At 74.4% G+C, this 13,935-nt stretch carries 14 protein-coding genes; 7 read left to right on the top strand and 7 right to left on the bottom strand.

The features are described 5' to 3' along the window. Positions 1–3: 3 nt before the first annotated feature. The 4 genes from NH602_RS03555 (at position 4) to NH602_RS03540 (ending at position 3,294) form a co-directional block, all read left to right on the top strand. On the top strand, positions 4–324 hold the full coding sequence (locus NH602_RS03555) for a hypothetical protein (RefSeq protein ID WP_073575448.1): 321 nt from the start codon (positions 4–6) through the stop codon (positions 322–324). 93 nt (positions 325–417) lie between these two features. Beyond that, complete coding sequence (locus tag NH602_RS03550; protein ID WP_253067017.1) at positions 418–1,011, top strand: DinB family protein; 594 nt, start codon at positions 418–420, stop codon at positions 1,009–1,011. A 95-nt stretch (positions 1,012–1,106) separates the two neighbouring features. Beyond that, on the top strand, positions 1,107–2,063 hold the full coding sequence (locus NH602_RS03545; RefSeq protein ID WP_073575523.1) for a pyridoxal-phosphate dependent enzyme: 957 nt from the start codon (positions 1,107–1,109) through the stop codon (positions 2,061–2,063). Positions 2,064–2,130: 67 nt separating this feature from the next. Beyond that, positions 2,131–3,294: an NAD(P)/FAD-dependent oxidoreductase gene (locus NH602_RS03540; protein ID WP_253067016.1), complete on the top strand. Its 1,164-nt coding sequence runs from the start codon at positions 2,131–2,133 to the stop codon at positions 3,292–3,294. Here NH602_RS03540 and NH602_RS03535 read toward each other — a convergent pair. Together NH602_RS03535 and NH602_RS03530 are read right to left on the bottom strand one after the other, a co-directional pair. Next, positions 3,271–3,792, bottom strand: coding sequence for a DUF2127 domain-containing protein (locus NH602_RS03535; protein ID WP_253067015.1), 522 nt, complete (start codon positions 3,790–3,792; stop codon positions 3,271–3,273). The two genes, NH602_RS03540 and NH602_RS03535, sit on opposite strands and share 24 nt — an antisense overlap. Continuing rightward, positions 3,789–4,106, bottom strand: a complete 318-nt coding sequence (locus NH602_RS03530; protein ID WP_253067014.1) for a YncE family protein — start codon at positions 4,104–4,106, stop codon at positions 3,789–3,791. The genes NH602_RS03535 and NH602_RS03530 overlap by 4 nt, the downstream gene beginning before the upstream one ends. Before the next feature lie 123 nt (positions 4,107–4,229). On the opposite strand from NH602_RS03530, the gene NH602_RS03525 reads away from it, so the two are divergent. Continuing rightward, positions 4,230–5,963 carry an MFS transporter gene (locus tag NH602_RS03525; RefSeq protein WP_253067013.1) on the top strand — a complete coding sequence of 578 codons (1,734 nt, stop codon included), beginning with the start codon at positions 4,230–4,232 and terminating at the stop codon, positions 5,961–5,963. A 66-nt stretch (positions 5,964–6,029) separates the two neighbouring features. Here NH602_RS03525 and gndA read toward each other — a convergent pair whose 3' ends face one another. Beyond that, positions 6,030–7,466: an NADP-dependent phosphogluconate dehydrogenase gene (gndA, locus tag NH602_RS03520; protein WP_083474583.1), complete on the bottom strand. Its 1,437-nt coding sequence runs from the start codon at positions 7,464–7,466 to the stop codon at positions 6,030–6,032. 94 nt (positions 7,467–7,560) lie between these two features. Beyond that, positions 7,561–8,424 carry an alpha/beta fold hydrolase gene (locus tag NH602_RS03515; RefSeq protein WP_073575454.1) on the bottom strand — a complete coding sequence of 288 codons (864 nt, stop codon included), beginning with the start codon at positions 8,422–8,424 and terminating at the stop codon, positions 7,561–7,563. A gap of 77 nt (positions 8,425–8,501) precedes the next feature. Here NH602_RS03515 and NH602_RS03510 point away from each other — a divergent pair, with 77 nt between their 5' ends. Next, positions 8,502–9,326 (top strand): sulfite exporter TauE/SafE family protein, encoded by an 825-nt coding sequence (locus NH602_RS03510; RefSeq protein WP_253067012.1) that lies wholly within the window; start codon positions 8,502–8,504, stop codon positions 9,324–9,326. A 35-nt stretch (positions 9,327–9,361) separates the two neighbouring features. Then, complete coding sequence (locus NH602_RS03505) at positions 9,362–11,665, top strand: UvrD-helicase domain-containing protein (RefSeq protein ID WP_253067011.1); 2,304 nt, start codon at positions 9,362–9,364, stop codon at positions 11,663–11,665. Here the strand turns inward: NH602_RS03505 and NH602_RS03500 are convergent. From NH602_RS03500 to NH602_RS03490, 3 genes are all read right to left on the bottom strand, one after another. Beyond that, positions 11,662–12,495, bottom strand: coding sequence for an SCO1664 family protein (locus NH602_RS03500; protein ID WP_073575524.1), 834 nt, complete (start codon positions 12,493–12,495; stop codon positions 11,662–11,664). The two genes, NH602_RS03505 and NH602_RS03500, sit on opposite strands and share 4 nt — an antisense overlap. Positions 12,496–12,545: 50 nt before the next feature. After that, positions 12,546–13,130: a DUF3090 domain-containing protein gene (locus tag NH602_RS03495; RefSeq protein ID WP_073575457.1), complete on the bottom strand. Its 585-nt coding sequence runs from the start codon at positions 13,128–13,130 to the stop codon at positions 12,546–12,548. A 97-nt stretch (positions 13,131–13,227) separates the two neighbouring features. After that, positions 13,228–13,935, bottom strand: coding sequence for a histidine phosphatase family protein (locus NH602_RS03490; protein WP_073575458.1), 708 nt, complete (start codon positions 13,933–13,935; stop codon positions 13,228–13,230).

The following is a 13,935-nucleotide window of genomic DNA, read 5'->3' as shown; positions in this document are numbered from 1 at the left end:
CCCGTGAGCGAACCCGAGCGGACCCCGGACGGGCGGTACATCGTCGTCCGGGGCCGCCGGTGGCGCGCCACCGACCCGACGATCCCGGACGACGTGCGGTCCGCGCTGCAGCAGCACCTCGGAAAGGCCCGCGCCGAGGTCGGTGCCGGTAGGCGGACCGGCGACGACGACCGCGTCGCCGCCGCCCGGACGCGGGTGTCCGCGGCCAAGCACGGCCTCGGCGAGCGCGGCACGCCCTGGTGGGACCTGGACGACGACGCCCGCCGGGAGCGCTGGGAGACCGCGCTGCACGACCTCGGCGACCGACCCGCCGGCAGTTCCTGATCGAGGACCGGATCCGTCCGCGATCGGTCCTATCGTCGTTCCCGTCGGACCGGGACGGCCCCGGTCCGCGGACCCCGAGAGGCGGCCCCGGAGATGAACGCCACCGACGAGAAGCAGGCCCTGACCGGCGAGCGTGCCGAGCTGATCGCCACCCTGGAGCGGCACCGCGGCTTCCTGCTGCAGACCGCCGACGGGCTGACCGACGAGCAGGCGCGCACCCGCAGCACGGTGAGTGCGCTGACGATCGCCTCGCTGCTCAAGCACGTCGCGGACACCGAGGAGCAGTGGTTCCGCTTCGCCGTCGAGGGCGCCGCCGCGTTCGGTGACGTCGAGGTCTACAACGACTCCGTCGACTGGGACGCCGTCGACGCCGAGGCCGACGCGAACGGCGGTGACTGGTCCGCCTCCGGCGAGGAGTGGGTGGACACCCGCTTCGTCCTGGCCGACCACGAGACCCTGGAGCACCTGCGGGCCCGGGTCGAGCAGGTCGCCGCGCGCACCGAGGAGGTGCTGCGGACCGCGGACCTGGACTCCTCGCACGCCCTGCCGGTCGCGCCGTGGTTCGAGCCGAACACGTCCTGGTCGGTCCGCCGGGTCGCGATCCACATGCTCGCCGAGACCAGCCAGCACGCCGGGCACGCCGACATCATCCGCGAGGCGATCGACGGCGCGCGCACGATGGGCTGAGCCCCGGCAGGCAGGCTCCGGGGGCGGCGTGGCTCCGGCGGCCCCGGACCGCGCGGGCCCGGCGCCGGGGTTACGTTGCGGCGGTGGCGGACCAGGTGAGCATCGCAGACATCGAGACGGCGGCGGAGCGGATCGCCGGGGGCGTGGTGCGTACCCCGACCGTCCCCTCCCCCGGGCTGTCCGCGGCCCTCGGCGCGCCCGTGCTGCTCAAGCTGGAGCACCTGCAGCGGGCCGGGTCGTTCAAGCCGCGCGGGGTGCTGGCCAAGCTCGCGTCGCTGACCGACGCCGAGCGCGCCGCGGGCGTCGTCGCGGTGTCGGGTGGCAACCACGGGCTGGCCGTCGCCGAGGTCGCGGGCGCCGCGGGGGTGGACGCGGTCGTCGTCATGCCGCGCACCGCGCCGGCCCGGTCGGTCGCCGCGGCCCGCGCCGCAGGTGCCGACGTACAGCTCACCTCCGACATCGCGGCCGCGTTCGCGCAGGCCGGGGAGCTGCAGCGGGCAGGACGGACGCTGGTGCACCCGTTCGACGACCCGGTGATCGTCGCCGCGCAGGGCACCGTGGGGCTGGAGCTGGCCCGCGACGCCGTCGCTCTCGGCGAGCCGCCGACCGACGTGCTGGTCTCCATCGGCGGCGGGGCGCTGATCTCCGGGGTCGCCACCGCGGTCCGCGCGCTGCTGCCCGGCACCCGGGTCTGGGGTGTGGAGACCGTCGGCGCCGAGGCGATGTCCGCCGCCCTGGCCGCGGGCGGCCCGACGCCCGTCACGATCTCGTCGGCGATCACCACGCTGTCCGCGCCGTCGGCGTCGCAGCTGACCTACGACCACGTCCGTGCGCTGGTGCACGAGGTCCTCGTCGTCGACGACGCCGAGGCCCACCGCGGCACCCTCACCCTCGCCGAGCACGCCGGGATCTGGGCCGAGCCGGCCGCGGGCTGCCTGGTCCCGGCCGCCCGCCGGATCGTGGAGCGGCACCCGGACGCCCGGCTCGCCCTGGTGGTCTGCGGCGCCAACGCCGACGTCGCCGACGTGGTCCGCGACGCGGCGCGGCCGTGATCACCGGTCGTGGAGCGCAGCGTCCGCGAGGCGGGCGTGATGCTCCGCAACCGGTGATCACCGCGGGATGACCGTGTGCGGCCGGGGCGTTGGCCCGGGTGTGGAGCGGACCGGGGTCGTGGTGATCGGCGCGGGCCAGGCGGGCCTGTCGGCGGCGGCCGGGCTGCGGCGCGGCGGGCTGGAGCCGGGCCCCGGGTTCGTCGTGCTGGACGGCGAGGACGGCCCCGGCGGCGCGTGGCGGCACCGCTGGCCGACGCTGCGGATGCGCACGGTGAACGGCATCCACGACGTCGCCGGGGTCCGCTCCGGATTCGACGACCCCGGCGCCGACCCGGACCTCCCCGCGCGCGACGCCGTCCCCGCCTACTTCGGCCGCATCGAACGCGAGCTGGACCTGCGGGTCGTCCGCCCGGTGCACGTCACCCGGGTGTCCGACGCCGGCGGGTCCCCGGTCGTCGACACCGGCGGGCCGCCGGCCGTCGACACCGCCGGGCCGTTGGTCGTCGACACCGACCGCGGCACCTGGGTCGCCGACCACCTGGTCAACGCCACCGGCACCTGGACCCGCCCGTTCGTCCCCGCCTACCCGGGCCTCGCGACCTTCCGCGGTACGAGCCTGCACGCCCGCTCCTACCCCGGCCCGCAGGCCATGGCCGGGAAGCGGGTCGTCGTGGTCGGCGGCGGGATCACCGCGGTGCAGCTGCTCCTGGAGATCGCCCCGTACGCCGCCGCGACGACGTGGGTCACCCGCCGGGAGCCCGAGTGGCACAGCACGCCGTTCGGGCCCGAGCAGGGACGCGCCGCCGTCGCCCTGGTCGAGGAACGGGTCCGGGCCGGGCTGCCGCCGCGCAGCGTCGTCGGCGTGACCGGGCTGGGGCTCACGCCCGGGGTGCGGGCCGGGATCGCGAGCGGCGTGCTGGCGCGCAGGCCGATGTTCACCCGGGTCGTGCCGGACGGGGTGGAGTGGTCCGAGGGCACCCGCGAGCCCGCGGACGTGCTGCTGTGGGCGACCGGCTGGCGGCCCGCGCTGGGCCACCTCGCCCCGCTGCGGCTGCGCGGACCGGGCGGCGGGATCGTCATGGGCGGGCCGCGCGACACCGGCGTCGTCGCCGACCCGCGGGTGCACCTGGTCGGCTACGGCCCGTCGGCGAGCACGATCGGCGCCGACCGGGCCGGTCGCGCCGCGGCGCGCGCGGTCCTGGAGCGGCTACCGGTCGCGGCCGGCGCCTGAGTCGGCGGCCTCCCGGCCGAGCAGCCGGTACTCCCGGATCACCATCACGATGATCGCGATGTCGAGCGCGGCGAGGAACGGCAGCACGACGGAGTGCGTGTGCCAGGCGTGGACCAGCTCGTACACGACGAACATCGCCAGGATCACCACCGCGGGCGGGTAGGCGGGGCGCCAGCGGGTCAGCAGCGCCGCGACCAGGCCGAGCTTGAGCACGCCGTGCAGCCCGAGGTAGACGATGACGAAGGTGCGGTCCCCGCCGGCGAAGCGGTCGACGCCCTCGGTCAGGTGCCGGGCCAGGGTGCCGTCCGGCGGACCGATCAGGTCGCGGGCGAGGATCTGCGCGACGACCCGGTGCAGCCAGTCCCCCGACACCAGTACCAGCGCGACGGCGCCCAGCAGCTCCGCCGCCCCGTCGATGCCCTTCACGACCAGGGCGACGCGGAACAGCTGCTCGGTCCGGCGGGCCGAGGTCGTCGTCGCCGGCGGTCCGGCGGTCACCGGGTGATCCCGGTGTGGCCGAGGGAGTAGCGGCCGGGCTGCGGCCACATGCACAGCCCGCGCGGGCCGTCACCGACCGGGATCCGCCGGATCGGATGGCCGTCGTCGGTGGAGAGCACGTACACCTCCCGGTCGTAGCGCCCGGACGGCCACAGGGTCCGGCCGTCGGCCGAGACGTTACCCATGTCGGGACCCGCCTTCCCGGGGATCCGCCGGAGCGCCTCCGTCACCGCGAGCAGGGCTGCGGCGGCCGCCGCGCGCAGCACCTCGCGCCCGGGACGTCCCGGCGGACGGCTCCACCCTTGCGACCTCACGCCGCGGACTGTAGACCCTGCCCGACCTGCGAATTCGGTGACCCGAGGGAGGATCGGGACGGACCGGACGAGCCGGGCGAGACCGTGGCGCGAACACGCGCCGGGGCGCTACAGTTATTAGCGATGCTCAACAAATCGGGACCGGCCGACCGGTACAAGTGGGTCGCACTGTCGAACACCACGATGGGCGTGCTGATCGTGACGATCAACATGTCGATCCTGCTGATCGCGCTGCCGGACATCTTCCGCGGCATCGGGATCGACCCGCTGGCGCCGGACAACATCGACTACCTGCTGTGGCTGATCATGGGGTACCTCGTCGTCACGGCGGTGCTGGTGGTCAGCTTCGGCCGGCTCGGCGACATGTACGGCCGTACCCGCATGTACAACCTGGGCTTCGCCGTCTTCACGGTGTTCTCGGTGCTGCTGGCCGCCACCTGGATGCAGGGCGACGCCGGCGCGGTCTGGCTGATCACGATGCGGGTGCTGCAGGGTGTCGGCGGGGCGCTGCTGCTCGCCAACTCGACCGCGATCCTCACCGACGCGTTCGGAGTCCACCAGCGCGGGCTCGCGCTCGGGATCAACTCCGTCGCGGCGATCGCCGGCTCGTTCCTCGGACTGGTCGTCGGCGGGGTGCTCGCCCCGGTGAACTGGCACCTGGTGTTCCTGGTGTCGGTCCCGGTCGGGGTGTTCGGCACGATCTGGGCCTACGCCCGGCTCCGCGACACCGGCGCCCGCCGCGCGGCGCGGATCGACTGGTGGGGCAACCTGACGTTCGCGGTCGGGCTCGTCGCCGTCCTGATGGGCATCACCTACGGCATCCAGCCCTACGGCGACGACGTCATGGGCTGGACCAGCCCGCTCGTCCTCGGCCTGATCCTCGGCGGGATCGCGGTGCTGGCGCTGTTCACCTGGATCGAGCGCCGGGTGCCCGAGCCGATGTTCCACGTCTCGCTGTTCTCGATCCGTGCGTTCACCGCGGGCAACATCGCGAGCCTGCTGGCCGCGCTCGGCCGCGGCGGGCTGCAGTTCATCCTGATCATCTGGCTGCAGGGCATCTGGCTGCCCGAGCACGGCTTCCCGTTCGAGACGACGCCACTGTGGGCGGGCATCTACATGGTCCCGCTGACGATCGGGTTCCTCGTCGCCGGACCGGTGTCGGGCATCCTGTCCGACCGCTACGGCGCCCGCGCCTTCGCCACGGTCGGGATGCTCGGCGCGGCCGCGACGTTCCTCGCGCTGCTGGCGCTGCCGGTGGACTTCGACTACCGGGCGTTCGCGCTGCTGCTGGCGCTCAACGGCCTGGCGATGGGCCTGTTCAGCTCCCCGAACCGGGCGGCGATCATGAACTCGCTGCCCGCGCATCAGCGTGGCGCCGGGGCCGGCATGACCTCGACGTTCCAGAACGCGGCGACGGTGCTGTCGATCGGGGTGTTCTTCTCGCTGCTCATCGCGGGCCTGTCGACGACGCTGCCCACGTCGCTGCACGACGGGCTCATGGCCCAGGGCGTGCCGGAGCTCGCGGCGGACCGGGTCGCGGCGCTGCCGCCCGTCGGGATCCTGTTCGCGGCGCTACTGGGCTACAACCCGATCGCGACGTTGCTCGGCCCGCAGGTCCTCGGCGCGCTGGCGCCCGCACAGTCGGCGTACCTGACCGGGCGGGAGTTCTTCCCGCAGCTGATCTCCGGCCCGTTCGCCGACGGGCTGACCTTCGCGCTCGGGTTCGCCGCCGTCGCCTGCCTGGTCGCCGCGGTGGCGAGCGCACTGCGCGGCGGGAAGTACCACCACGTCGACGGGCCCGTGGCGACCGACGGCGACGCGACCGGCGCGGCGCGGCCGGCGGCCACCCAGGGCTGAGGACCCGCCCGGCACACCGCGACCCCGGCCCGGCGGTGCCGGGGCCGGGGTGTCACGGCGTGTGGGTCAGTCCGCGGCGACCTCGCTGCCGTCCTGACTCCAGCGGGTGTGGAACTTGCCGTCGGCGTCGGTGCGCGCGTAGGTGTGCGCGCCGAAGTAGTCGCGCAGCCCCTGGATGAGGTTGGCCGGGCCGCGCTCGCGACGGTAGCCGTCGTAGTAGGACAGGCTGGAGGAGAACGCGGGGATCGCCACGCCCTGCTCGGTCGCGGTCACCACGACCCGGCGCCACGCGTCCTGTGCGTTCGCGACGGCCTCGGTGAAGTACGGGACCATCAGCAGGTTGTCCAGGTCCGGGTGGGACTCGTAGGCCTCGGTGATCCGGTTGAGGAACTGGGCGCGGATGATGCAGCCACCGCGCCAGATCCGGGCCATCGCGCCGAGGTCGAGGTCCCAGTCGTTGGCCTGCGAGGCGGCGCGCATCTGCGCGAAGCCCTGGGCGTAGGCGACGACCTTGGACGCGTAGAGGGCCTGGCGGATGTCCTCGACGAGCTCGTCGCGGTTCTTCCCCGAGCCCGGGGTCGGACCGCCCAGCGTGGTCGAGGCCTCCCGGCGCTCGTCGCGCAGGTTGGACAGCGTGCGGGCGAACACGGCCTCGGTGATGCCGGTCAGGGGGACGCCGAGGTCGAGCGCGTCGATGGCCGTCCAGCGGCCGGTGCCCTTCTGCTCGGCCTGGTCGACGATGACGTCGACGAGCGGCTTCCCGGTCTTCTCGTCGGTCTTGGCCAGCACGATGCCGGTGATCTCGATGAGGAAGGACTCGAGGTCGCCCGAGTTCCACTCCTCGAAGATCTTCCCGATCTCCGGCGCGGACAGCCCGGCGACGTGTGTGAGCAGGTCGTAGGCCTCGGCGATGAGCTGGATGTCGGCGTACTCGATGCCGTTGTGCACCATCTTGACGTAGTGCCCGGCGCCGCCGGGGCCGACGTGGGTGCAGCACGGGGTGCCGTCGACGTTCGCGGCGATCGCGGTGAGGATCTCCTCGACCTCGCCGTAGGCCTCCTGCGGGCCGCCGGGCATGATGCTCGGCCCGTTGAGGGCGCCCTCCTCGCCGCCGGACACGCCGATGCCCATGAAGCGCAGCCCGCGCTCCTCGCAGTACGCGGCACGGCGGTCGGTGTCGGGGAAGTGCGAGTTGCCGGCGTCGATGATGATGTCGCCGCTGTCGAGCAGCGGGGCCAGCTCGTCGATGACGGCGTCGACCGGCTTGCCCGCCTTCACCATGACGACGATCTTGCGCGGGGTCTCCAGCGCGTCGACGAACTCCTGCAGCGACTCGGTGCCGGTGAAGGCACCCTCGTCGCCGTAGTCCTTCATGAACTCGGTCGTCTTCGAGGTGGTGCGGTTGTGCACCGCCACCGGGAAGCCACGGCGGGCCATGTTGCGGGCGAGGTTCGCCCCCATCACCGCCAGCCCGGTGACCCCGATCCGGCTCTTCTCCGCCATCAGTGCTTCCTCCGTGTCGTTCGGACGCCGCTGTACCCGACCCATCCTGGCCCGCGGCCCCCGGCGGCGCAGCGAGGAGCGCGTGTCCCCTCGGTCACCCCGCGAGGAAGTCGGCGAGCAGGGCGCTCGCGGTCTCCGGCGCCTCCTCCGGGATCCAGTGCCCGCAGCCCTCGACGCGCTCGAAGCGGAAGTCGTCGACGTACGCCGAGGAGCCCCGCATCTGCCCCTCGGTGAGCGCGAGGTCGCCGTCGCTCCACACCCCCATCGTCGGCACCGTGATCCGCGGGGGCTGCGGGATCGTGGTGGGCACGAACGTCGCCGGGTCGATGTTGGCGCGGTACCAGTTCAGCGACGCCGTCAGGGCGCCCGGCCGGGACAGGTCGGCGAGCTGGCGGGCGGCCATCGGGTGCCCCTCGGGCAGCGTCGCGTGCAGCCAGCCGCGCAGGAACTGCCAGTCGTCGGCCGGCATCACCTGCTCGGCGACGCCGGGGAACTGGAACCAGAGCATGTACCAGGACATCGCCTTCTGCCGGAACCCCGCGGTGGCGAACGCGGCGGGATGCCCGACGGAGAACGCGGCGTAGCGGGTCACCCGCGGCGAGGCGAGGGTGAGGGCCCAGCCGAGGGAGGCGCCCCAGTCGTGCCCGGCGAGGGCGAACCGGTCGATGCCGAGCGCGTCCGCGACGCCGAGGACGTCGGCGGCCAGGGCCCGCATCCGGTAGTGCTCGACCTCGGCCGGCCGGTCGGAGTCCCCGAAGCCGCGCAGGTCCGGGACGACGACCCGGTACCCGGCCCCGGCGAGCGCGGCGGCCTGGTGGGTCCACAGGGCGGCCCGGTCCGGCCAGCCGTGCAGCAGCAGGACGGGGCTGCCGTCGCCGCCGGTGTCGTGCACGGACAGGGTGATCTCGGGCAGGGTCGTGCCGGGGACGGTGATCCGCTGCGGGGCCGGGAGCGTCATGGGCCGACCGTATCCCCGGTTCCCGCCCGCTGGGACGCCGCGCACGGCGGGACCGCCGGTGGGGTGACACTGGCCCGATGGTCCGCCTCTCCCCCGACACGGACCGGGACGGCCGGGCCGTGCCGGTGGGCGTGATCGGCCTGGTCGGCGGCGTCGTCGGCGGGCTGATCGGCGGCGGCAGCGGAGTGCTGTTCGTGCCCGCGCTCGACCGGTTCACCGCGATGTCGCGGACCCGGATCCACGGCTCGTCGACGATCGCGAACATCGGGGTCTGCGTCGCCGGTGCGGCCGCCTACGCGCTCGGCGGCGGGTCGCTGGACCTGCGGACCGGCGCCGGGCTGATCGTCGGTGGCACGGTCGGCGGGTGGATCGGCCCGAAGCTGCTGGCGCGCGCGTCGGAGACGCTGCTGCGGGTCCTGCTGGTGGCCGTGCTGGTGCTGACGGCGGCGAAACTGCTCGTCGACGCGCTGGGCGTGCCGCTGCTCGGCGGGGCGGTGGTGCCGGCGTCGCTGGTCGCCGATCCCTGGTTCCTGTATCCGACGGCGACGGTGGTCGGCCTGGTCATCGGCGCCTGGGCGGGTGCGATGGGACTCGGCGGCGGGCTGCTCGCGGTGCCGGCGATGGTGCTGCTGTTCGGCACGGACCTGCATGTCGCGGCCGGGACATCGCTGCTGATGTTCATCCCGAACTCGATCGTCGGGACGGTCGTGCACCTGCGTCAGGGCACCGCGTCCGGGAAGTGGGGCACGGTACTGGCGGTGACCGCCGCGCCGGGCACGGTGGCGGGCGCGGTCCTCGGCCTGGCGCTCGACGCGGTCGTGCTGGGGCTGGTGTTCGGCACGTTCGCGACCGCGATGGCGGCGCGCGAGACCGTCGGACTGGTCCGCCGACGACGGGAATGAGTGCGCAGACGACCCGGAACGCGCTACCCTTCAGGGTGCGCTCAGAACACGAGAACGTGGACCAGCACCTTAAGTATAACACGGATGGCAAGACCCCGGCGACCTCCGCTTCCGCCTACGAGGCGGAGCTGACCCGCGAGACCCGGCACCTCCGCGGGCTGCACGCCCTGCTCGACGACGAGCTCGCCGCCGCGGGCGCGCAGGCCCGGGACGCCGCCGCCGAGCGTGCCGGGGAGCAGCTCAGCGCCCGCTGGGAACGCGACGTGTCGGTGCACCGCGCCTCGGAGCGGGTGCGCACGCTCACCGCGGCCCGCGCGGGACTGTGCTTCGGGCGTCTCGACCACGTCGACGGGGCCGCCCCGACCCGGGTCGGCCGGATCGGGCTGACCGACCCGGCCGACGGCGAGAGCGCGCTGGTCGACTGGCGGGCGCCGGCCGCGCAGCCCTTCTACTGCGCCACCCCGGTCACCCCGCTCGGTGTGACCCGGCGCCGGCACTACACCGTCGCCGGCACCGCGCCGCACGAGCGGGTCGCCGGCTTCCACGACGACCTCCTCGACGGCGACGGGCCCGGCACCGGGACCGTGTCGGCGTCGGACCCCGCGCTCCTCGCCGCCCTCACCGCGCCGCGCGGGACCCGCATGCGCGACATCGTCACCACCATCCAGTCCGAGCAGGACGAGATCATCCGTCTGCCGCTGTCGGGCACCGTCGTGATCGAGGGCGGCCCCGGGACGGGCAAGACCGCCGTCGCGCTGCACCGGATCGCGTACCTGCTCTACACCCACCGCGACCGGCTCGCCCGCAGCGGCGTGCTCGTCGTCGGGCCGAGTGCGGGGTTCGTGCACTACGTCGGCGGGGTACTGCCCGCGCTCGGCGAGTCCGCGGTCGTGTTCACCACCCCCGGACGCCTCGCGCACGGCGTCGTGGCGGAGGCGACCGACCCGCCGGGGACGGCCCGGCTCAAGGGCGACCTCGCGATGGTCGACGTGCTGCGCCGCGCCGTCGACGACCGCCAGGAGCTGCCCGGGGCACCGGTCGCGATCGAGATGGACGACGTCACCGTCGAGATCAGCACGACGCCGGCCGCCGAGGCGCGCCGCCGGGCCCGTGCCACCGGGCAGCCGCACAACATCGCCCGCGCCACGTTCCGCGACACCCTCGGGCGGCTGCTCGTCGACCAGGGGCTGGAGCGGCTCGAGGTCGGTCTGGAGGACCCGCCGGAGCTCGCGGAGCTGCTGGCGGGGCTGGACATCCCGGAGATCGAGCCCGCCGGGGCGGCCGAGGTGTCGGCCGAGATGCGGGCCGAGCTGCGCGACGCGTTGCGCACCGACCCCCGGTTCCACGCGGCCGTCGAGCAGCTGTGGCCGGTGCTGACCCCGCAGCGGGCCCTGGCCGAGCTGTACGCCGACCCGGACCGGCTGGCCGCCGCGGGTGCTCCGGAGTCGCTGCGGCGGGAACCGGGCACGCCGTGGACCGCGGCCGACGCGCCCCTGCTCGACGAGCTCGCCGAGCTACTCGGCCCGGTCCCCGACGGGACACCCGCCACGGCACCGGAGCCGGACAGCGCCTACGCCGCCGAGGTGCTGACCGTGCTGGAGTCCGCGGACCGGTCGCTCGCCGGGGAGGACCCGGACGAGCTGCGGCCCACCGACTTCGTGACCGCGGACATGCTCGCGCAGCGGCACGTCGCCGGGGTGCCGCTGACCGTGGCCGAGCGCGCGGCGTCGGACCGGGACTGGCGCTACGGGCACCTCGTCGTCGACGAGGCGCAGGAGCTGTCCGCGATGGACTGGCACGTGCTGCTGCGGCGCTGCCCGGCGCGGTCGATCACCGCGGTCGGCGACCTCGCCCAGCGCAGCGCCCCGGCCGGCGCCCGGGCCTGGGCCGACGTGCTCGCCCCGCACCTGGCCGGACGCTGGACGCACCGCACGCTGACGGTGAACTACCGGACGCCGTCGGAGATCATGGACGCCGCCGCGCGGGTGCTGGCGACCTACGCCCCGGACCGTCGCCCGCCGGAGTCGGTGCGCAGCACCGGTGAGCAGCCGTGGACGCGCACGGTCCCGGCCGGGGAGCTCGGCGCCGCGGTCCGCGCCGCCGTCGACGACGAGCGGGCCCGCACCGCCGACGGGACGGTCACCGTCATCGCCCCGCCCGGCACCGACCTGGGGGCCCCCGGCGTGCCGGTGCACACCCCGGTGTCGTCGAAGGGCCTGGAGTTCGACGCCGTCGTGATCGTCGACCCGGAGCGGATCCGGGCGGCCGACCCGGCGGACCTCTACGTCGCGATGACCCGCGCGACGCAGCGGCTCGGGCTCCTGGAGGTGACCGGCTAGAACGCCGGCCAGGGGATGGCCGGGCCGTAGCCGTCCGGGCCGGGGAAGCGCGGCTCGGCGAGGAGGTGGTCGATCCGGGAGCGCAGTGCCGCGACCTCGCGGCGGGTGACGTGTTCGCCGAGGACGTCGGCGAACTCACCGGCCAGCCGGGCGCGCAGCTCCTTGAGGACGGCCGTGTGCTCCTCGCCGAGCTCGTCCCCGACCCAGCCCCACAGGACGGTGCGCAGCTTCGGCTCGGTGTGCAGGGTCAGGCCGTGGTCCACGCCGTAGACGTCGCCGTCCCCGGCGAGGATCACGTGCCCGCCCTTGCGATCGGCGTTGTTGACGACGACATCGAACAGCGCCATGTCGCGCAGCTGCGGGTGGTCGGCGTGGACCAGCACCACCGGGTCCCCCGCGCCGTCCCGGGCACGGAGCACCGGCAGCCAGCCGCCGGGGATCTCATGCGGCTCGCACAGCTCGACCAGCGACTCGGTGGCGAGCTGGACGGTCTCCTCGGTGATGTCGCCGTCCAGCTCGTCGCCCGCGTCGTCGGCGGGCGGCTCGGACAGGGCGCTCTCGTCCCCCGAGGAGACCCAGGCCTGCACCATGCCGGTCCCGAACGGGGCCTGGTCGCGCAGCACCGTGGGCGGGACGACGTCGAGCCCGGAGATCTGGGAGACGAGGAAGGCACCGACCTCGCGCCCGGCGAGGGTGCCGTCCGGGAAGTCCCACAGCGGGCGCTCCCCGCGCACCGGCTTGTACACGCAGCGCAGCTCGACGCCGTCGAGGGAGACGGTGCCGAACAGGGTGGCGTTGGAGGCGTCGACCATCCGGCCGGTGATGTCCATGCGGCCGGTGCGCAGGACCTCGAACACGGCGGGGTCGCGCAGGTCGAGCGTCACTCCGTCCCGGCCACGGGGTTGCGGTCGTGGTAGCCGTTGAGGCGCACGCAGACGTGGCCCTCGGGGTCGAGCGGCTCGGCGCAGAGCGGGCACGGGGCACGGCCCGCGTCGACGACCTTCTCGGCGCGCTCGGCGAAGGCCTTGGCCGCCGTCGGGGACAGGAACACGCGCAGCGCGTCCGGGCCCTCCTCGGTGTCGTCGAGGACGACCGACTCGTCGATCTCCTCCTCGGTGACCGCGAGCAGCTCGACGACGATCGAGCTCGAGTCGGCGTCCCAGCCCAGGCCCATGGTCCCGACCCGGAACTCCTCCTCCAGCGGGACCGCGAGCGGGTCGCTGTCCGAGGACCCCGTGGCCACGGTCGCGCCGAGCAGGTTGTCCTCGCCGAAGCGCTTCGACACCTCGCCCAGCAGCGCCGTGATGCGTTCGGCCAGCACCGAGACCTGCTGTTTCTCCAGCAGCACACTGATCGTGCGGCTGCTCTCGATCGCCTGCAGGTAGAAGGCGCGATCGCCGGGCTCGCCGACGGTCCCGGCCACGAAGCGGTCGGGTCGGCGGAAGACGTGGATGACGCGTGCCATGACCCTTCCCAGGGTAGGCGTATCCGGCTGCGGGGGCATCCCCGCGGTCACCTGTGGGTGCGTCCACCAGGGACGATGCGAGGTGGATCACCCCGCCTCACGCGTTCGTGGAACCCCCGACCACGGCGTCGGAGGCGTTCACCGGCTGTTCCTCGCCCTCGGCGGGCTTCGGCTTGGGGACCAGGCTCGCGACGTCGCCGGACTGCTCGTTCATCCGCGCGACGAACGGCCGCAGCTCGGTGTAGGTGACGACGCTCACCGAGCAGGTGTCGACGACGATCCGCTGGAAGTTGTCGAGGTGGCTGGCCAGCGCGTCGGCGAGGATCGCCTTGATCACGTCCCCGTGGCTGCAGGCCAGGACGATCGCGTCCTCGCCGTGCTCGGCCCGGACCCGGGCGACGTGGCGACGCACCGCCGCGACCGAGCGGGCCTGCATCCCGGCCAGGGACTCGCCGTCCGGGAAGGTCGCGGCCGACGGGTGCGCCTGGACGACCTTCCACAGGTCCTCCTTGAGCAGGTCGGTGATCTTCCGCCCGGTCCACGCGCCGTAGTCGACCTCGGCCAGGTCGTCCTCGACGACCGGCTCCAGCCCGCGGGCCGCCGCGAGCGGCGCGACGGTCTGGCGGCACCGCTCCAGCGGGGAGGTCACGACCGAGGCGATCGGCAGGGCCGCGAGCCGGTCGACGACGGCCGCCGCCTGCTCCCGGCCGCGGTCGTCGAGCTCCACACCCGGGGTACGCCCGGCCAGCACGCCCGCGGTGTTCGCGGTGGACCGGCCGTGCCGCAGCAGGATCAAGGTCGTCAC

The sequence above is a fragment of the Pseudonocardia sp. McavD-2-B genome (assembly GCF_024124365.1).
Classification (GTDB): domain Bacteria; phylum Actinomycetota; class Actinomycetes; order Mycobacteriales; family Pseudonocardiaceae; genus Pseudonocardia; species Pseudonocardia alni.
Note: the sequence above shows the minus strand (reverse complement) of the source record. Positions and strands in the feature narration are given on the sequence as shown.

Coding starts and splice junctions, on each gene's coding strand:
- NH602_RS03550 (WP_253067017.1), top strand. CDS start 418: ATGAACGCCACCGACGAGAAGCAGGCCCTGACCGGCGAGCGTGCCGAG.
- NH602_RS03540 (WP_253067016.1), top strand. CDS start 2,131: ATGACCGTGTGCGGCCGGGGCGTTGGCCCGGGTGTGGAGCGGACCGGG.
- NH602_RS03525 (WP_253067013.1), top strand. CDS start 4,230: ATGCTCAACAAATCGGGACCGGCCGACCGGTACAAGTGGGTCGCACTG.
- gndA (WP_083474583.1), bottom strand. CDS start 7,466: ATGGCGGAGAAGAGCCGGATCGGGGTCACCGGGCTGGCGGTGATGGGG.
- NH602_RS03515 (WP_073575454.1), bottom strand. CDS start 8,424: ATGACGCTCCCGGCCCCGCAGCGGATCACCGTCCCCGGCACGACCCTG.
- NH602_RS03510 (WP_253067012.1), top strand. CDS start 8,502: ATGGTCCGCCTCTCCCCCGACACGGACCGGGACGGCCGGGCCGTGCCG.
- NH602_RS03500 (WP_073575524.1), bottom strand. CDS start 12,495: ATGGACATCACCGGCCGGATGGTCGACGCCTCCAACGCCACCCTGTTC.
- NH602_RS03495 (WP_073575457.1), bottom strand. CDS start 13,130: ATGGCACGCGTCATCCACGTCTTCCGCCGACCCGACCGCTTCGTGGCC.